17 protein-coding genes are annotated in these 18,007 nt (G+C 71.4%); 6 read left to right on the forward strand and 11 right to left on the reverse strand.

What is annotated here, in order from left to right:
* Positions 1–99 precede the first annotated feature (99 nt).
* A complete protein-coding gene (gene hutH, locus ABZ354_RS21570; RefSeq protein WP_358659177.1) occupies positions 100–1,638 on the forward strand; it encodes a histidine ammonia-lyase in 1,539 nt (512 codons plus the stop codon).
* Positions 1,639–1,766: 128 nt separating this feature from the next.
* On the opposite strand, the gene ABZ354_RS21575 is transcribed toward hutH, so the two are convergent.
* Entirely contained in the window at positions 1,767–2,096 is a 330-nt protein-coding gene (locus tag ABZ354_RS21575) for a hypothetical protein (protein ID WP_358659059.1), read from the reverse strand.
* Positions 2,097–2,320: 224 nt separating this feature from the next.
* Here ABZ354_RS21575 and ABZ354_RS21580 point away from each other — a divergent pair, with 224 nt between their 5' ends.
* Together ABZ354_RS21580 and ABZ354_RS21585 are read left to right on the forward strand one after the other, a co-directional pair.
* On the forward strand, positions 2,321–2,665 hold the full coding sequence (locus ABZ354_RS21580) for a hypothetical protein (protein ID WP_358659060.1): 345 nt from the start codon (positions 2,321–2,323) through the stop codon (positions 2,663–2,665).
* Between the two features lie 222 nt (positions 2,666–2,887).
* On the forward strand, positions 2,888–4,144 hold the full coding sequence (locus tag ABZ354_RS21585) for an Ig-like domain-containing protein (protein ID WP_358659062.1): 1,257 nt from the start codon (positions 2,888–2,890) through the stop codon (positions 4,142–4,144).
* 160 nt (positions 4,145–4,304) lie between these two features.
* Here ABZ354_RS21585 and ABZ354_RS21590 read toward each other — a convergent pair whose 3' ends face one another.
* The gene (locus ABZ354_RS21590; protein ID WP_358659064.1) at positions 4,305–4,868 is read right to left on the reverse strand and encodes a snapalysin family zinc-dependent metalloprotease; all 564 of its coding nucleotides are present in this window, start codon (positions 4,866–4,868) and stop codon (positions 4,305–4,307) included.
* A gap of 374 nt (positions 4,869–5,242) precedes the next feature.
* Positions 5,243–6,163 carry a helix-turn-helix transcriptional regulator gene (locus tag ABZ354_RS21595; protein WP_358659066.1) on the reverse strand — a complete coding sequence of 307 codons (921 nt, stop codon included), beginning with the start codon at positions 6,161–6,163 and terminating at the stop codon, positions 5,243–5,245.
* Positions 6,164–6,330: 167 nt separating this feature from the next.
* Here ABZ354_RS21595 and ABZ354_RS21600 point away from each other — a divergent pair, with 167 nt between their 5' ends.
* Positions 6,331–7,374: an NAD(P)-dependent alcohol dehydrogenase gene (locus ABZ354_RS21600; protein WP_358659068.1), complete on the forward strand. Its 1,044-nt coding sequence runs from the start codon at positions 6,331–6,333 to the stop codon at positions 7,372–7,374.
* A 171-nt stretch (positions 7,375–7,545) separates the two neighbouring features.
* Here ABZ354_RS21600 and ABZ354_RS21605 read toward each other — a convergent pair whose 3' ends face one another.
* Entirely contained in the window at positions 7,546–8,667 is a 1,122-nt protein-coding gene (locus ABZ354_RS21605; RefSeq protein ID WP_358659070.1) for an AI-2E family transporter, read from the reverse strand.
* 311 nt (positions 8,668–8,978) lie between these two features.
* Positions 8,979–11,261, reverse strand: coding sequence for an NACHT domain-containing protein (locus ABZ354_RS21610; RefSeq protein WP_358659072.1), 2,283 nt, complete (start codon positions 11,259–11,261; stop codon positions 8,979–8,981).
* A gap of 66 nt (positions 11,262–11,327) precedes the next feature.
* Between ABZ354_RS21610 and ABZ354_RS21615 the strand changes: the two genes are divergently transcribed.
* The gene (locus ABZ354_RS21615) at positions 11,328–11,636 is read left to right on the forward strand and encodes a hypothetical protein (RefSeq protein WP_358659074.1); all 309 of its coding nucleotides are present in this window, start codon (positions 11,328–11,330) and stop codon (positions 11,634–11,636) included.
* A gap of 140 nt (positions 11,637–11,776) precedes the next feature.
* Here ABZ354_RS21615 and msrA (ABZ354_RS21620) read toward each other — a convergent pair whose 3' ends face one another.
* From msrA (ABZ354_RS21620) to ABZ354_RS21630, 3 genes are all read right to left on the reverse strand, one after another.
* Positions 11,777–12,481 carry a peptide-methionine (S)-S-oxide reductase MsrA gene (msrA, locus tag ABZ354_RS21620; protein WP_358659179.1) on the reverse strand — a complete coding sequence of 235 codons (705 nt, stop codon included), beginning with the start codon at positions 12,479–12,481 and terminating at the stop codon, positions 11,777–11,779.
* A 415-nt stretch (positions 12,482–12,896) separates the two neighbouring features.
* A complete protein-coding gene (msrA, locus tag ABZ354_RS21625) occupies positions 12,897–13,613 on the reverse strand; it encodes a peptide-methionine (S)-S-oxide reductase MsrA (protein ID WP_358659076.1) in 717 nt (238 codons plus the stop codon).
* A 249-nt stretch (positions 13,614–13,862) separates the two neighbouring features.
* Positions 13,863–14,981 carry a hypothetical protein gene (locus ABZ354_RS21630; protein WP_358659078.1) on the reverse strand — a complete coding sequence of 373 codons (1,119 nt, stop codon included), beginning with the start codon at positions 14,979–14,981 and terminating at the stop codon, positions 13,863–13,865.
* A gap of 165 nt (positions 14,982–15,146) precedes the next feature.
* On the opposite strand from ABZ354_RS21630, the gene ABZ354_RS21635 reads away from it, so the two are divergent.
* Complete coding sequence (locus ABZ354_RS21635; protein WP_358659080.1) at positions 15,147–16,298, forward strand: cystathionine gamma-synthase; 1,152 nt, start codon at positions 15,147–15,149, stop codon at positions 16,296–16,298.
* 27 nt (positions 16,299–16,325) lie between these two features.
* Here ABZ354_RS21635 and ABZ354_RS21640 read toward each other — a convergent pair whose 3' ends face one another.
* The 3 genes from ABZ354_RS21640 to ABZ354_RS21650 all read right to left on the reverse strand — a co-directional run bounded on the left by ABZ354_RS21640 (position 16,326) and on the right by ABZ354_RS21650 (position 17,961).
* Positions 16,326–16,574, reverse strand: a complete 249-nt coding sequence (locus ABZ354_RS21640; protein ID WP_358659081.1) for a hypothetical protein — start codon at positions 16,572–16,574, stop codon at positions 16,326–16,328.
* Positions 16,575–16,614: 40 nt separating this feature from the next.
* Entirely contained in the window at positions 16,615–17,121 is a 507-nt protein-coding gene (locus tag ABZ354_RS21645) for a sigma factor-like helix-turn-helix DNA-binding protein (protein WP_358659083.1), read from the reverse strand.
* Positions 17,122–17,439: 318 nt separating this feature from the next.
* Positions 17,440–17,961 (reverse strand): MarR family transcriptional regulator, encoded by a 522-nt coding sequence (locus ABZ354_RS21650; RefSeq protein WP_358659085.1) that lies wholly within the window; start codon positions 17,959–17,961, stop codon positions 17,440–17,442.
* Between the last annotated feature and the right edge of the window lie 46 nt (positions 17,962–18,007).

An 18,007-nucleotide genomic window follows, 5' to 3' on the forward strand; every position in this document is an offset into this window, starting at 1 on the left:
GGGGCGACGAGCGGATGTACCGGGGCAGGGCGTAAGGGGTGAAGCCCCCCGCCAGTAGTGACAGTTTCGAATTCACTGCGTACGCTCCTGAATATGGATATGCACACTGTGGTGGTGGGGACGTCCGGCGTGACCGCGTCCGACGTGCTCGCCGTGGCGCGCGGCGGTGCCCGCATCGAGCTGTCGTCCCAGGCCGTGACCGCACTCGCCGCGGCCCGCGAGATCGTGGACGCCCTGGCGGCCAAGCCCGAGCCCGTCTACGGCGTGAGCACCGGCTTCGGCGCCCTCGCGACCCGGCACATCAGCCCGGAACTCCGCGCCCAGCTGCAGCGCAACATCGTCCGCTCGCACGCCGCGGGCATGGGCCCGCGCGTCGAGCGGGACGTCGTACGGGCCCTGATGTTCCTGCGCCTCAAAACGGTCTGCTCCGGGCACACCGGGGTGCGCCCCGAGGTCGCGCAGACCATGGCCGACGTCCTCAACGCCGGGATCACCCCGGTCGTGCACGAGTACGGCTCGCTCGGCTGCTCCGGCGACCTCGCGCCGCTGTCCCACTGCGCGCTCACACTGATGGGCGAGGGCGACGCGGAGGGCCCCGACGGGGTGGTGCGCCCCGCGGGCGAGCTGCTCGCCGAACACGGCATCCGCCCGGTGGAACTGCGCGAGAAGGAGGGCCTGGCCCTCCTCAACGGCACCGACGGCATGCTCGGCATGCTGATCATGGCCCTCGCCGACCTGGAGACGCTGTACCGGTCCGCCGACGTCACGGCCGCGCTGACGCTGGAGGCCCTGCTCGGCACCGACCGGGTCCTCGCGCCCGAACTGCACGCCATCCGCCCGCACCCCGGGCAGGCCGCCAGCGCCGCCAACATGGCCGCCGTCCTGGCGGGTTCGGGCCTGACCGGTCACCACCAGGACGACGCGCCGCGCGTCCAGGACGCCTACTCCGTGCGCTGCGCCCCGCAGGTCGCGGGCGCCGGCCGCGACACCATGGCCCACGCCCGCCTGGTCGCCGAACGCGAACTGGCGGCGGCGGTCGACAACCCGGTGGTGCTGCCCGACGGCCGGGTGGAGTCCAACGGCAACTTCCACGGCGCCCCGGTGGCCTACGTCCTCGACTTCCTCGCCATCGCCGCCGCCGACCTCGGCTCCATCGCCGAACGCCGCACCGACCGCTTGCTGGACAAGAACCGCAGCCACGGCCTCCCGCCGTTCCTCGCCGACGACGCGGGCGTCGACTCCGGTCTGATGATCGCCCAGTACACGCAGGCCGCCCTGGTCGGCGAACTGAAGCGGCTCGCCGTCCCGGCCTCCGCCGACTCCATCCCGTCCTCCGCGATGCAGGAGGACCACGTGTCCATGGGCTGGTCGGCGGCCCGCAAACTCCGCACCGCGGTGGACAACCTCACCCGCGTCCTCGCCGTCGAGCTGTACGCCGCGACGCGCGCGATCCAACTCCGCGAGGGCCTCACCCCGGCCCCGGCCACGCGGGCCGTCATCGAGGCGGCGCGCGAGGCGGGCGTACGGGGCCCGGGCCCGGACCGCTTCCTGTCCCCGGACCTGGCGGCGGCGGAAACCTTCGTGCGGGAGGGGCGGCTGGTGGCGGCGGCGGAAACGGTGACGGGGCCGCTGCGCTGAGGGGTCGCGCGGCCCGGACTCACGCCGTGCGGCGCACGTGCGTCCCCGCAGCGCCGCCGGTCACCGCGCCGCGCGGGACCCGCTGGACAGGCGTCCCTCCGAAGCCTTCTGCAGGACTGCCGGGCGGGTCAGAAACCCAGGCGCTCGCGGCGTACGGAATAGACCACGAAGCCCGCGCCGACGGTGAGGAACAGCGTGCCGCCGATGACGTACGGCGTGCTGTCGAAACTGCCGGTGTCGGCCAGCCGGACCTGCTCCGCGACCCCGTCCGCGGACTCCGCTGAAGCGACCCGCGCCTCCGTGGTGACCTGCGGCGCGACCTGCGGCGCGGCGCTCGCCGCGGACTCCGCTGTGCCCGGGGTGTCCACGGACGCGTTCGCGGACGGTACGAACCACAGGGCGCCCAGCAGGGTGCCCGCGGCGGTGGCGGTCAGCAACGTTCGGCGAGCGGATGACACGGAATATCGATCCCCTTGTGGCGCTGGCGAATTGGCCGTGCGGGCGATATTAACCCCCGCGGTGAGCGGGTGTTGAGGGGCGTGGGGCCTTGCGGCAACTGAGCCAGTGGGGCTGGTGGCCGCTGGGGTGCTGTCCGCGGTGGCGACGGTCGTTCCGGTGGTGTGTGAAGTCCCGAGGCGTGGGTCACCGACACGTCACGGGATCCTGGCCGTACGCTGCGGCCATGAGCACTGAAGAGACGTCGCGCTTTGTGCGCGTGCGGGTGGAACTCGTCCTCGAGGTGGAGGACGAGGCCGCCGTGACCGGGGCCGCGCTCGGGCGGGTGGCGGACGATCCGGAGATCCCCGAAGGGGAGAGGGCGCATGCCGAGCGGGCTGTGACGGAAGACACCGCGGAGGCCCTGGCCCAGCTCATCGACCCGTTCGACCTGGTCAGCGAAGTGCCGGGGGTGGAGCTCCAGCAGGCTTCGTGGAGCAGCGAGCGGATCGACTACGACCCTGATTCGCCCGACTGGGACCTGGACGAGGATGATGGCGCGCAGGACGACGAGGCCGAGGCCGTCGGCTGACGCCGCTTGGGGAAATCGTGACCCCGGGCGGCAACCGCCACCCGGGGTTTCGTCGTCTCAAGGGGCGCACAGACCGACCCCAGCACCCACTGGCCCTCAGGCAACGTGGTGTGCCCCACACATCAGAGCCATGTGGAACGGGATGAAACGGTCGTAGCGTTGAAAGCTCTTGGCGGGGACTCCCGGGGTTATCGGATTTCGGCAACGATGGAGAAGCGTGTGATGACGGACAGTAAGCGGCGCAAGGGCCTCACGGTCGCGTCCGCACTGCTCGGCGGAGTATTGGTGCTCTCGGCCTGTTCCGGCGGCGACGCCGGGGCCGGCGACGGGGGCAAGGGGGGTGACGCCTCCTCCCAGGCCAAGGTGGACGAGGCGGCGGCGGAAAAGACCTCCGAGGCCCAGATCAAGATCACACCCAAGGACGGCTCGAGCAACGCCTCCATCAACAACTCCGCGACCGTCGGCGTGAGCAAGGGCACGCTCACCGAGGTGACGATGACCACGGCGGAGGGCGCGACGGTCGCCGGCGAGATATCTGCCGACAAGAAGAGCTGGAAGCCCACCGTCCAGCTGGAGCGCGCCACCACGTACAAGCTCGCGGCGACCGCGGAGGACTCCGAGGGCCGCGCCGCCCACGAGAACGCTTCCTTCACGACGGTCTCCCCGGACAACAGCTTCATCGGCAACTTCACGCCGGACGACGGCAACACCGTCGGCGTGGGCATGCCCGTGTCGATCAACTTCGACAAGGCGATCACCAACAAGACGGCCGTCCAGCAGGGCATCACCGTCAGCGCCAGCGGCGGCCAGGAGGTCGCCTGCCACTGGTTCAACGCCAACCGCATGGACTGCCGCCCCGAGAACTACTGGCAGGAGAACCAGACCGTCACCCTGAAGCTCGCCCTGGACGGCGTCGAGGGAGCCGACGGCGTCTACGGCGTCCAGCAGAAGACGGTCACGTTCAACATCGGCCGCAACCAGGTCTCGTACGTCGACGCGAAGACCAAGCAGATGAAGGTCACGCAGGACGGCAAGACCGTCCGGACGATCCCGATCTCCGCCGGCTCGCCCGACAACAAGACGTACGAAGGCCAGATGGTGATCTCCGAGAAGTTCAAGGAGACCCGGATGAACGGCGCCACCGTCGGCTTCACCGACGACGACGGCAAGGGCGAGTACGACATCAAGGACGTACCGCACGCCATGCGCCTGACGGGCTCCGGCACCTTCATCCACGGCAACTACTGGGGCGGTCCGGGCGTCTTCGGCAGCGTCAACACCAGCCACGGCTGCATCGGTCTGCAGGACGCCAAGGGCGCGAAGGACCCGAACACGCCGGGCGCGTGGTTCTACGACAACACGATCCTCGGTGACGTGGTCGTCGTGCAGAACACCGGCGACAAGACCGTCTCCCCGGACAACGGCCTCAACGGCTGGAACATGAGCTGGGACCAGTGGAAGGCGGGCTCGGCGGTCTGACGCCGGCCCACCCCTTCCGCAGTCCGTCTGCCGCTGCCGTCCCGGTGCCTCCGGGGCGGCAGCGGCGTTTTCCCGACCGCCCTGACGCAGGGCCCGGCCGGACCGGACTCCGGTGCGTGGAGACGGGTCGTTCCCCGTCCCCGCGCACCGGGCGGCGGGGTCAGTTCACGGTCAGCGTGCGGTGGGGGGCACCCGCCGGGCCGGTGAGCAGGGCGCCGAAGTTGCCCTCGACCTCGGACTTCTCGGCGGAGTCCGGGTAGGGGTTCGTGCAGGAGACGCCCGCGCTGGAACCCGACATGAGGCTTGTGCACGGGCCGGGCTTGCGGTCCGGCAGGCCCAGGATGTGGCCGAGTTCGTGCGACGAGATCCGAACCGTGTTGTACCCCTCGTTGACGGCTTCCCGTCCGATGTAGACGGTTCCGTTGCCGAGCGAGGTGGTCAGTGCGCGGGGCCAGCCGTCGTCGGCCAGGATGCGGATGTTGGCGCGTTGTCCGGCGGCGACCGGGCGCAGTTCGACGTTGTCGACGCTCTCGTTCCAGATCGCGGCGCCCCGGTCGACGGCCGCCCTGAACTCCGCCGAGGCACTGGCGTCGTAGGTGACGACACGGGCCGCGACGGTGCGGTCGTCCGGGGCGTCCGTCCCTGCGTAGGCCTGGCCGCCGACCAGGGTGAGGGCCGCTGTCAGGGCTGCGGTGACGCCGTGGGCGAAGAAGCGCGAGTGCATGGTCGACCTCCGGTGGGGGGTGGGCGTGGTCATGTCACATGCTGCGGGACTTCACTGCCCAAGCCCGGAGAGCGCCAATCCAACAATCGGGAATCCACCGATCCACGAGGGTCACCGATCGACAGCGGGCATCGACTGGCCAGGGTCATCGACCGACGAGGGTCATCGATGGGCAAGGGGCCATCGATCGACGAGGGTCATCGAGGAGGTCATTGATGGAGGAGGTCATCGCATGACACGGGGCGTCACATGGGGGATTCGTCGATCGGCAGGGGGACGGGCCCCCGCGGCGCGACCGGCGCGTGCGGGAGCAGGGCAAAGCCCAGGGGGCTGAGGGGAAGAAGCAGGGCGGGCGTCGGGCCCGTCGGCCCCGCCTATACGCTCCCCTCCCGGTGCGAACCGCTCCCCGCCCGGGTCGCGTCCGCGCCCCAGCTCGCCAGCAGGCGCAGCGCCTCGGCCGACGCCGAGTCCGGCTCGGCGTGATACGTGACCAGCGACTGCTCGGTGCCGTCGTTCAGGCGGAACGACTCGAACTGCAGCGTCAGTTCACCGACGAGCGGATGGCGCAGGTGCTTGACGCCGTGGCTCTTCTCCTTCACGTCGTGCGTGGCCCACAGGCGGCGGAACTCCTCGCTCTTCACGGACAGTTCGCCCACCAGCGAGGACAGCCGCGGATCGTCCGGATGGCAGCCCGCGTCCATGCGCAGATGGCTGACCATGTCGGTCGCCTTCTGCTCCCACTCCACGTACAGGTCCCGGTACTCCGGATTCAGGAACACCAGCCGCGCCCAGTTCCGCTCCTGCGGGGGCAGCTTCGACCAGTCGCCGAAGACGGCCGCCGCCATGCGGTTCCAGGCGAGGATGTCCGAACGCCGGCCGGTGATGTACGCGGGTACGCCGTCGAACGAGTCCAGCAGCTGCCGCAGCGCCACCCGCACCTGCTGCGTCCGGGCCGCCGCCTTCTTCTTGTGCTGCTTCGGCTTCGCCAGACGCGTCAGGTGCGCGTGTTCGGCGTCGGTCAGCCGCAGCGCGCGGGCGATCGAGTCGAGGACCTCCGCCGACACGTTCCGCCCGTTGCCCTGCTCCAGGCGCGTGTAGTACGCCACGGACACCCCCGCGAGCTGCGCCAGCTCCTCGCGGCGCAGCCCCGGCACGCGGCGCTGCCGCCCGTAGTGCGGCAGCCCCACGTCCTCCGGCTGCAGCCGGGCCCGCCGGGTGCGCAGGAACTCGCTGAGCTCGGCGCGCCGGTCCAGGCCGGCACCGGGCTCCCGGGCGGGTTCGGGCTGTATGTCCATGCGTCCAGTATTCCCGGTCGTACGACGGGGAGCCTGACCCCGCCAGTGGTACGCACGCCGAACGTACGCAGGACCATGGCCTGGGCGAACGCCCGCCCTTCGGGCAGGCTGGACGCGTGCCCGGACGGAAGGCGGCCGGGCACCCGACCTCTAGGAGAACCCTCGGCATGACCACTGTCGCCGCGTACGCCGCACCCGCCGCGAAGGCTCCGCTGGAGCGCACCACCATCGAGCGCAGGCCGGTCGGTGAGTCCGATGTGCTGATCGACATTAAGTTCGCCGGCATCTGCCACTCCGACATCCACCAGGCCCGGGAGGGCTGGGGCGAGGCGATCTTCCCGATGGTCCCCGGCCACGAGATAGCGGGAGTCGTCTCCGAGGTCGGCCCCGGGGTCACCCGGTTCGCCGTCGGGGACCGTGTGGGCGTCGGCTGCATGGTCGACTCCTGCCGCGCGTGCGGCAACTGCGAGGCCGGCCTGGAGCAGTACTGCACCGGCGGTGGCATGGTCGGCACGTACAACGCCATCGGCAAGGACGGCCGGCCCACCCACGGGGGCTACTCGCAGAAGATCGTCGTCGACGAGAACTACGTCGTCCGCATCCCGGAGGGCCTGTCCCTCGACGAGGCCGCACCGCTGCTGTGCGCCGGCATCACCCTGTACTCCCCGCTCCGGCACTGGAACGCCGGCCCCGGCAAGAAGGTCGCGATCGTGGGCCTCGGCGGTCTCGGCCACATGGGCGTCAAGATCGCGCACGCACTGGGCGCCGAGGTCACCGTCCTCTCCCAGTCGCTGCGCAAGAGGGACGACGGACTGAAGCTGGGAGCCGACCACTACTACGCCACCGGCGACCCGGCCACCTTCGGGAAGCTCGCGGGCACCTTCGACCTGATCGTCTCCACGGTGTCGGCCCCGCTCGACTTCGGCGCGTACCTGTCGCTGCTGAAGACGGACGGCGCGCTGGTGAACGTCGGCGCCCCCGAGGAGCCCATCTCCCTCAACCTGTTCTCGGTGATCGGCGGACGCAAGACCCTCGCCGGCTCCAGCATCGGCGGGATACGCGAGACGCAGGAGATGCTCGACTTCTGCGCGGAGCACGGCATCGGCGCGGAGATCGAGCTGATCCGGGCGGACGGCATCAACGACGCGTACGAGCGTGTCCTGGCGAGCGACGTCCGCTACCGGTTCGTGATCGACACGGCGACGATCTGACGTGGTCGGCGCGTGAAGCGGGCCGGCGGCGGGGGCCCCGGGCGTCCTCCTCGGACGCATCACCGGGGCCTCGCGCCGGTCCTCCTCGGAGGCGTCACCGTGGCCCCGCGCCGCAGCGTAGGCGGTGGGCCCGACGCGCGGGCCCACCTGACTCGCGCAGCTTCACCCGGCCTACTGGGCGGGCGCCCCGGGCTCCGCTTCCGGCCCCGCCCCGGCTCCCGCTCCCGGGGCGGGCTCGCCGAGCTGCTCGCGTACGTAGTTCCAGACCACCGCCAGCAGCGCGGCGACCGGTACGGCGAGCAGACTGCCCACGATGCCGGCGAGATTGCCGCCCAGCGTCACGGCCAGCAGGATCACGGCCGCGTGGAGGCCGAGCCCCCGGCTCTGGATCATGGGCTGGAAGACGTTGCCCTCCAGTTGCTGCACCACGACGATGATGGCCAGCACGATCAGCGCGTCCGTCAGGCCGTTGGAGACCAGCGCGATGAGGACGGCGACCAGTCCGGCGAACAGCGCACCGATGATCGGCACGAACGCGGAGACGAAGGTCAGCACGGAGAGCGGCAGCACCAGCGGCACGCCGAGCACCCACAGACCGAGACCGATCAGTACGGCGTCGAGCAGGCCGACGGCCGCCTGGGAACGCACGAACGCGCCCAGCGTGTCCCAGCCGCGCGAGGCCACCGTGGGGATGTCGGTGGCGAGCCGGCCGGGCAGCTGACGGGCGAGCCAGGGCAGGAACCGCGGCCCGTCCTTGAGGAAGAAGAACATCAGGAAGAGCGCCAGGACGGCGGTGACGATGCCGTTGACGATGGTGCCGACGCCCGTGACGACGGCGCCGACCATGTTGCCGAGGCCGTCCTGGGCGCGGGCGACCGCGCTGTCGAAAGCCTTGTTGATCTCGGCGTCACCGATGTTCAACGGCGGCCCGGCCGCCCACTCGCGCAGCCGCTGGATGCCCTCGACCACGCCGTCGGTCAACTCGCCGGACTGCGACGCCACCGGCACCGCGATCAGCGCCACCACGCCCGCGGCGACCGCCAGGAACCCCACGGTCACCACGGCGGCGGCGAGCGCCGCCGGCCACCCGCGCCGCCTCAGGAACCGGGCGAAGGGCCAGGTCAGGGTGGTCAGCAGCAGCCCGACCACGAGCGGCCAGACCACGGACCACATCCGGCCCACGACCCACAGAACCACCGCGAGCATCACCAGAACCAGCAGCAATTCCCCGGACACGCGCGCCGAAGTACGCAGCGCGGCGCGGGTCTTCCCGGCACTCAATGTGGCAGTCACGCATGCACCCTAGTGCCACCCCCGTCACACAGCCGTGCCCCAAGTCACACAGCGCCGCCCGGCCACCGCGGCCTCACCGACCCGTACGCCGACAGCACGCCGGCCCGTATGCCGACAACACGCCGACAGCACGCCGGCCCGTAGGCCAAGAGCACGCCGACGCGTACGCCGACAGCACGGCGACCCGCACGGGGCGGCGCAACCCGGCGGCGCGGGCCGCTATTTGCCTTCGCGACGCAGGCCAGTCCCTCGCCCTCGCCGGGCAGAACACCACCCCTTCACCGCGAACGCGTCACTCGACTTGCACCGCGTCACGGCGAGCTCACAGATGCCGCAACACCGAGTCGTCTGCGAGCGGGCTCCAGGCCGTCGTCCACGAGCCCCGGACCGGTCCACTCGACGACGAGGGTGCAGGGCCGGTCGTCCAGCCTTCGTAGGGCGAGGGAGACCGGTCGGCGCTGCGGGCGGACCGGCGCCGGCAGGCTCTTCATGGGGGTCCCCGAGGAGTTGCCCAGGGTGAAGGCCACCGGCGCCTCTCCGGTCATGGCCAGGGTCACCTCGACGGAACCTCCGGCGCAGCCGTCGGCCTCGATTCTGCCGTCCCAGCCCTGAAGGGAACGGTTGTGGAGGGTGGCCGGCAGCCAGACGGTGCGGAGGGAGGAACCCTGGGGCAGTTTCCACGACCAGATCGTCACGCCCGTGCACGTGTTGCTGATCTGGCTCGCACAACCGGCGGTGTCGACCCGGACGCCGGGTTTGTTCCCGGAGTGGTATTCCAGCGATATGTGGGTCGAGGAGGCGTACACCATGGAGACGAAGGCAAGCCCGAACAGTACGGAACCGACCTGCGTCAGGCTGGCGAAGACGGGCAGCAGCGGTCTGTACCGCCGCCACTTGGCGCTCCACTCGCCGTGAACCGACCGGGAAGGCTTCTCGGCGGCTGTCCCGCCCAACTGCCTCAGCACCCGCTCGTGCCGGAACTGGTGGACAGTACCGATCTGCCGCAGTACGCCGAGTTCGCGGGCGTCTTCGAGGAACGACGGCAGCCGCCAGGGAAGCCGGCCGGTCAGCCAGTACCACGACCGGGACACCTGGTACGACCCCCAGGCCGAGCCGAGCAGTGTGGCCACGCCCGAAGCGGTACCGACGATCGTGCCGTAGTACCAGGCGACCTGCCCGTCCGTCCTGAGCACCCCCGACAGCCACAACGCCGCGGCGCCTCCCGTGGCACCGGCGATCGCGAGAGCCGTCGCGCCGCCGATCAGCGCGTACCGGCGTATGAGGGCTTCCGGTCCGTGCACCGCGCTCTTCGGCACGTACACCTGCCTCAGGTCGGACCGGACCATGCCATGCGCGGCCCATCCTCCGAAAGCGGCCAGCAGTCCGGTCGTCACCCCCACCGTGGGACCGAACAGCACATACAAGAACCAGCCCCACACAGCGGCAAACGCCAGACCGACCAGAGGTCCGGTCAGCCGGGCATTGATCTGCCACCAGGCGAAGTCGACCGTCCCGTCCCGCCGCATCTGACGAGCCATCAGTGTCAGATACCTCCTGGCCGAGGTCTCCTGGTAGCGGCTGGGTGGATGCGTCGTGTAAACGGCAGGAAGGTACCGGTTCAGCAGCCTGTCCTCGATGTCCTCCCGGGACAGCTCCGTCGACATCAGGTCTGCGGGCTTGGTGAGGCTCGCCCGGTACGTCGTCTGTGCCAGGTACAGCATCAGGGGTGAGGCCATCGTCCGGGCCAACTCCGACTCCGGTTCCCCGCGCATGGCGTCGAAGACCACATCCCAGCGCTCGTCACCGGTCACCTTCGACCGTGCCAGGTAGGTGATGGCGGCCTCCGCCTCCACGAGGTCGAGTTCCGCGACCGCGGCTCTGGTGAGGTGGGCCCCGTCCCGGCACGCCGCCGCGTACTCGTCGCCGCGGGAGGTGACCAGCAGCCAGCAGCCGTTCGGGATCACCTTGTCGATCGCCTCCACCGCCTGGGCACGCAGCGGTTCCGGCAGCTCGTCCAGGCCGTCGAGCACCGGCATCACCCTGCGCTCGTCGAACAAGCCCGCCGCCGCGTCCGGCCCGAACCGCCATCGGCTGGTCAGTCTGGGGCTGGTCTGCCGGATCTGCCGGAGAATCCATTCCCGCATCGGGATCGCCGGACGCCAGGACGACAGCGACATCAGCACCGGGACCGGGTCGCCGGGCCGGGGGTTCTCGGCCATGTCATGGACGAGGTGTACGGCGACGACGCTCTTGCCGGTACCCGCTCTGCCCAGCACCACGAATTGATGCAGGGGCAGATTCCGGCAGATGTCCGGAACCTGGGTCACCGTGCCCTTCAGCTCCGCCGCCTCGACACCCAGCACGTCCCGCGACGGCTGGACCGGCCGGCTACTGCCCTGCCAAGCGATCTCGATCAAGGTCGGCTGCTGCAGCCCGAGACGGGCCACAGCGTGCCGCGCCCTGGACAGGACGTCCTTGCGCAACTGGTTCACCGCGCGGTCCAGGGCGGAGGCAGCCGGTTCCCCGTCCATGATCACGGTCACATTGCCGCCGGCCTCGATGTGGCTGACCGTCTGCTGCCGTTTACGCCACACGGCATTTCCCCCATGCTGAAGAATCGGCCTGCAATCGTACGAGACCGGCGGGGGATGGTGACGGGAATGACGTCGACGCGTGTGGCGGCAGCGGCCGGATCAGTGGTGGTCGCGGCGGCCGTGAACGTGGCCACCGGGATGCTGACCCAGAACTGGACAGCAGCGTGGGGGGCCTGCACGGGCGTGCTCGTACTGCTGGCTGTCGCCCTGGCGGTGTGGCAGACGAGGCTCGACGGTGCGTCGGTCCAGCGCAGTCAGCGGGTCCTCGACGTCGAGAGTGGCGGCTCGCTGACCATGAGGATGTCGGGGCCCGGCAAGCAGGTCTTGCGGGGTGCCAAGGTCGACGGAGACGTGACGCAGAGCCAGGAGGACTGACGAGAGGGAGCCGCCCACCGCGTTTAGGCGACCACCCGGTCACTCTCTCGACGCCGGGCCTCGCGTACAGGTGTCGCCGTCCTGAGTCGCGTTGCCGCAGGTCCCGCACCGGGCGGCCACCGTCCGGCGCCCGGCACGGCCTACTCGTCCGTCACCTCCGACGTGGCCGCCACGCCCGTCGGGCGGGACGCCCCCCGGTTCGTACCGAACGGGGTACTCAGCTCGACCCCCGTCCCGCCGAGCCCGCAGTACCCCGACGGGTTCCCGGCCAGGTACTGCTGGTGCTGGGCCCCTGCCGGATAGAAGGGGTGGAGTTCGGCGGGCAGGATCGTGGTGGTGATCCGGCCGTACCCGGCGGCGGTCAGGGCCTGCTGGTACATCTCCCGGCTCTGCTCGGCAGCCCGCTGCTGGGCGGGGGAGTGCGTGAAGAGGATCGACCGGACGTGGGTGCCGACGTCGTAACCCTGCCGGAAACCCTGGGTGGGGTCGTGCGACTCCCAGAACAGCCGCAGCAGGCGTTCGTAGGAGATCTTCGCGGGGTCGAACACCACCCGCACGGTCTCCGCGTGCCCCGTCAGCCCGGTGCGTATCTCGTCGTCCACCGGGTGGGGCGTGAAGCCGCCCTGGAAGCCGGAGAGGGTCGTCCAGATACCGCCGGGGAGCTGCCAGAACCTGCGCTCGGCGCCCCAGAAGCAGCCGAGGGCGAAGTCGGCGATGTCGTGGCCCTCGGGGTAGGGGCCGAGGAGTGGCGTTCCGAGAACGGTGTGCTTGTCGGGTACCTCGTATGCCGGGGCGGAGCGACCGGCTGGGGCTTCCTCTGCTGTGGGCAGGCGTAATTCCTGCATCCGTGTGCGCGGCACGAGCGTCTCCTCGTTCCCGGTGGCGGTGGCGGTGGCGGTGGCGGTGGCGGTGGCGGTGGCGGTGGCGGTGGCGATGGCGATGGCGATGGCGGTGGCCGTCGGCGGCCCGGCAGCCTGGCGGTGCTCGTACAGCAGTCTTCCCGAACGCCGCCCGTTGTGGCAGCCGCACATCGGGCCCGGTGTCGCCGCTCGGCGTGCGGTGATCGGGTCCGGGCCGGTGCGTGCCCGGCAGGCGGAGCCCCGGCAGGCGGAGTTCCGGTAGGCGGAGCGCCGTTTCGCGGGTGCGGTTCCGGGGGTGCGGTTCCGGCTGTTCCGGACTGTCTCGCCGGTCTCACGAAAATCGAGCCGACGACCGTGGGCTACAAGGACAGGCCCGGGCCCGGGTGAGGGCGGTGACCGCTCACTGGTCCGCCGATTCCGGCGCCGGTGCGATACCCGTCGGGCAGGACACCCCCCAGTTCGTCTCGAAGGGGTCGCCCAGCTCGACCCCCGTCCCGCCGATACCGCAGTACCCCGCCGGGTTCTTGTCCAGGTACTGCTGGTGATAAGCCTCCGCCGGATAGAAGGCGCGGCCCTCCGCCGGAAGGATCTCGGTGCTGATCGTGCCGTGACCGGACGCCGTGAGGACCTTCTGGTAGGCCTCGCGGGAGGCTTCGGCGGTCGCCGCCTGCGCCGCGCTGTGGGTGTAGATCGCCGAGCGGTACTGCGTGCCCACGTCGTTGCCCTGGCGGAAGCCCTGCGTCGGGTTGTGGGACTCCCAGAACGTCCGCAGCAGCCGCCCGTACGACGTCACACGGGGGTCGTACACCACACGGACGGCCTCCGTGTGGCCGGTGCGACCCGAGCAGACCTCCTCGTACGTGGGGTTCTCGGTGTAACCGCCCTGGTAGCCGACGAGGGTCGTCCACACTCCGGCCGGGAGCTGCCAGAACTTGCGCTCGGCGCCCCAGAAGCAGCCCATGCCGAAGTCGGCGACCTCCAGGCCCTCGGGGTAGGGCCCGAGGAGCGGGTTGCCGAGCACGGTGTGGCGGTCGGGCACCGCGAAAGCCGGCTCCGGGCGGCCGGTGAGCGCCTGTTCGCGGGTCGGCAACTGGGGCGTACGGCTGTTGAGGAACATGCGGTCTCCCACTCCGGTCGGGGCACCCCGGGGCGAGGGTTCGGGGCACCGATTCAGTGAACGTGTACGGGTGGCGCGGAATTCCGGCCGGACCAACCGCTCGTCCGGCGCCCCCCTCCGCCTCGGGCGCGTACCCGGGGTTCTTGCCCGGCGGGCGCCGCAGCGGTCCGGTCCGCCGGGGAGACAGGGTCCCCGTCCGCCCGGGCCGGAAGCGTCCACGTCGGCCGGTGCGGCAGCGGCGCCGTCCGCTCAGTGCGGCAGCGTCGCAGGGCTCCCGCCGTTGGCCTCGTAGCCCGCCACCGCCAGGGCCCGGTAGACCGCGAACTCCGCAGCCGGGTCCTGGGACAGCGTCCAGGGCAGGGCGCCGACATGGCCGTCGATGTGTATGAGCTGGTCCATGGCCTCGGCCCAGCGCTCGGCCCGTACCAGGAAGAACACCAGCAGATGACGGACGTGCGCCGACATGGGGTCGTCGGGGCGGGCCGAGTGCGCCGCGTGCAGGGCGCCGTGGATCGCCTTCGTGACGACCTCGCTCTGGTAGAACCCGCTGACCAGGTTCACCTCCGGCAGGTGCTCGAAGACCGCGAACAGCGGCATCGCCGACAGGAGGGAGCCCTGCGGGGCGCGGGCCGCCGCGGCCTCAGCGAACTCGCCGGCGAGCTGACGCGAGCCGTGCCACTTCTCGCACCAGTAGTGCAGCGCCGCCAGGTGGGCTCCCATGTGCGCCGGGGCGCGGTCCAGGATCTTCAGCCACAGCTGCTCGAACTCGGCCCGCGGATACGCCAGGCCGCGCGCGACGGACAGCTCGACGATGTACGGAACCGGGTCGCCCGGCGCCAGCAGGGCCGCCTCGGAGCAGGCCGCCTTCGCCTCCTCCATGATGATCCGGAACTCGTCCGTGCCCGGCGTCGCCGTCCGCCACGCCTGCTGCACCAGGAACTCGGCGTGCACCGCCGCGCCGCCGGCGTCCTTGGGTGCCTCGGCGCGCCACACCCGCAGCCACTGCCCGCCCGGCGATTGCCCGACGCCGCCGGGCTGCTGCCGCAGCTCCAGCGACGCGGCGCCCGCGAACGCCTGCACCCGCTGCCAGCGGCGCTCGCTCCCGGCGTCCGTGCCGGCGAGGAGCTGCTGGGCCGCCCGGTAGTCCTGCGTGTGCTGCACGACCTCCAGGACGTCCAGCAGATCCTGGTCGGGGCCGGGCATGCGGATGTCCAGCTCCTCCTCGCGCGCGAATCCGTAGTTCTCCGGGTCAGCGGCGTCCGGGTGGCCCGGGTGGACCTGTGCGATCCCGCTCCGCCCGCGCCGCAAGAACGGGACCAGCACGATGCCGAGCATCATCGCCGCCATCAGAACCCACAGAATCTCCATGCCACAAGCGAACCAGACCGCGCCGACAATTGGCCAACCCGATACCCGGACCTGTGGATAACGCCCTGCCTGGGGAAAACCACCGCGCGACACACGACCCATGCCGGTTCCGCACCGTGAACAGGCGGGCGCCGAACGCGCGCCGGGCGCACTACGCTCGGGCACATGACCGACAGCATCAGTGAGCACTTCGAGACGCTCGCGATCCACGCGGGCAACACCGCCGACCCCCTGACGGGCGCGGTCGTCCCGCCGATCTACCAGGTCTCCACCTACAAGCAGGACGGCGTGGGCGGGCTGCGCGGCGGCTACGAGTACAGCCGCAGCGCCAATCCCACCAGGACCGCCCTCGAGGAGAACCTCGCCGCCCTGGAGGGCGGGCGCCGCGGCCTCGCGTTCGCGTCCGGACTGGCGGCCGAGGACTGCCTGCTGCGTACGCTGCTCAGCCCCGGCGACCACGTGGTCATCCCCAACGACGCGTACGGCGGCACGTTCCGCCTGTTCGCCAAGGTCGTCTCCCGCTGGGGCGTGGAGTGGTCGGTCGCCGACACCTCCGACCCCGCCGCCGTACGGGCCGCGATCACGCCGAAGACCAAGGTCGTGTGGGTGGAGACGCCCTCCAACCCGCTGCTCGGCATCACGGACATCGCCGCCGTCGCCCAGATCGCCCAGGACTCCGGCGCCCGGCTCGTCGTCGACAACACCTTCGCCACGCCGTACCTCCAGCAGCCCCTCTCGCTCGGCGCGGACGTCGTCGTGCACTCGCTGACGAAGTACATGGGCGGCCACTCCGACGTCGTCGGCGGCGCGCTGATCGTCGACGACGAGGCCCTCGCCGAGGAACTCGTCTTCCACCAGAACGCGATGGGCGCGGTCGCCGGGCCCTTCGACTCGTGGCTGGTGCTGCGCGGCACGAAGACGCTCGCGGTGCGCATGGACCGGCACAGCGAGAACGCCGGGAAGATCGCCGACATGCTGTCCCGGCACGCGCGCGTGACGCACGTGCTGTATCCGGGCCTGCCCGAGCACCCCGGTCACGAGGTGGCCGCCAAGCAGATGAGGGCCTACGGCGGCATGGTGTCGTTCCGGGTGCGGGGCGGCGAGGAGGCGGCCGTCGAGGTCTGCAACCGCGCCAGGGTGTTCACGCTCGGTGAGTCCCTCGGCGGCGTGGAGTCGCTGATCGAGCACCCCGGCCGCATGACGCACGCCTCCGCGGCCGGTTCGGCCCTCGAGGTACCCGCCGACCTGGTGCGGCTGTCCGTCGGCATCGAGAACGTCGACGACCTGCTGGAGGACCTCCAGCAGGCGCTCGGCTAGTCCCTCCGGGCCCGGCGCGGTCCGGGCTCACCAGCCGGTCAGGGGTGGAGTCGTGTCGGACGGCGGCTCCACCCACGGCCGTACCGCCATCGCCCACACGAAGAACGCCACGGCCGCGGCGGCCAGCGCCAGCCACAGCAGGCGGCGCGCGATCGTCCGGCGCCGCAGCATGCGCTCGCCGCGCCGCACCGCCCGCGCGTACAGCTCCGGCGGCACGGGCGGCGGCGCCTGCTCCATGACCCGTCGTACGGCGGCCTCCCGGTCGCGCTCTTTCACGGACGGCTCCCGGGGCTGGGCACCCGGTGGCCCGGCCGGCTCATGACGGCGCCGCCTTCGTCCCGCCGACCGCGGAGGTCCGGCCCCGCGGCGGGTGCAGCAGTCTCCTCGTCGCCCGGTCGCAGAGGGCGCGTACGCGGTCGGTGGACAGGCCGAGCAGGGCGGCGGTCTGTTCCTCGGCGACCCCGTCGTACACCCGTAGGACCAGGACGAGGCGTTCCTGCGGGGTGAGGACGGCCAGGGGGCCGGGCGCGGGGTGCGGCCGGGTCCGGCCCCGACCGCCGTACCGGTGCCACGATCCCCGTGCGAAGCGGGTGGCAAGGTACTGGCGGGCGTGATCGTAGGGGTCCTCTCCGCTCGTCCGGTGCCAGCACGCGTACGTGTGCGCGAGGGCGAGCGTCAGCAGGCGCCGGGCGTGCGGATTGTCGTCCGGGGGCTCCGCCGTGAGGAGTGTCGCGGCGTGCAGCAGCCGCCCGCCCGCGCCCGCGACGAACGCCTCGAACTCACGGGCCCGGTGGGCGGCCCACCACGCGTGCCGTTCTCGCACCGCGCCTCCCGGGAGGGCGACCTCTGACATGTCGGTCCGGCCACGACCGTGACCGGTATCGGTCTCATAGGAGGCCACCGGCGGCCACAGGTCAAGAGTCCGGTACGGACCGCGGTTCAGCCGGCTGATCGCGGCCCGGCGGGCCGGACGCGCGCAGACACGCGGGTACGTGTGCCGGGACAGCGGCTGTGGGCCGCTCTGCCGCTCCCGCGGGCGTGCGGTGCGTACGCGCGTGTCCGCGCGGGGGCACGGGAGAGCGGGTGCGTGGGGTGGGTCCTCGCGGCACACCCGGTGGGCAGCCGTGGGCCGGTGTGCCGCTCAGGAAGTCGGCGAGGGCTCCACGCTCGGGGCGTCCTGTCCGGACATCCGGGCGGACAGCGCGCTGTTGAAACGTGTGAGGAGCGTGCAGAACGCCTCACGCTCCCCCGGTGCCCAGTCGTGCGTCAGATCCGCCATCAACTGGCGCCGCGAGGAGCGCACTTCGTCCAGCCGGGACTGGCCGCGCGGGGACAGCTGCAGGACCACGGCCCGCCCGTCCTCGGGGTGCGAGGTGCGCTTGACGAGCCCGGTGTCGACGAGCGGGGCCACCTGCCGCGTGACCGTGGAGGAGTCGATCCCCATGCTCGCGGCGAGCGCCTTCACGCCCATCGGGCCTTCCTTGTCGAGGCGGTTGAGCAGCAGGTACGCGGCGCGGTCCATGGAGTTGCGCACCTGTCCGACCCCGCCGAGCCGGGTTTGTTCGGCACGGCGCGCGAAGAGCGCCACCTCGTGCTGCAGCAATTCGAGAAGACCGGTATCACCGGCGGTCGTCATGTCCATCGACGTTTCAGGAGTGGGCATGGCCGGAGGCTCACTTCGTGGAGGGCTGCTGGTTGGGGGACAGGGT

Source organism: Streptomyces sp. NPDC005925 (assembly GCF_040638805.1).
Taxonomy (GTDB): domain Bacteria; phylum Actinomycetota; class Actinomycetes; order Streptomycetales; family Streptomycetaceae; genus Streptomyces.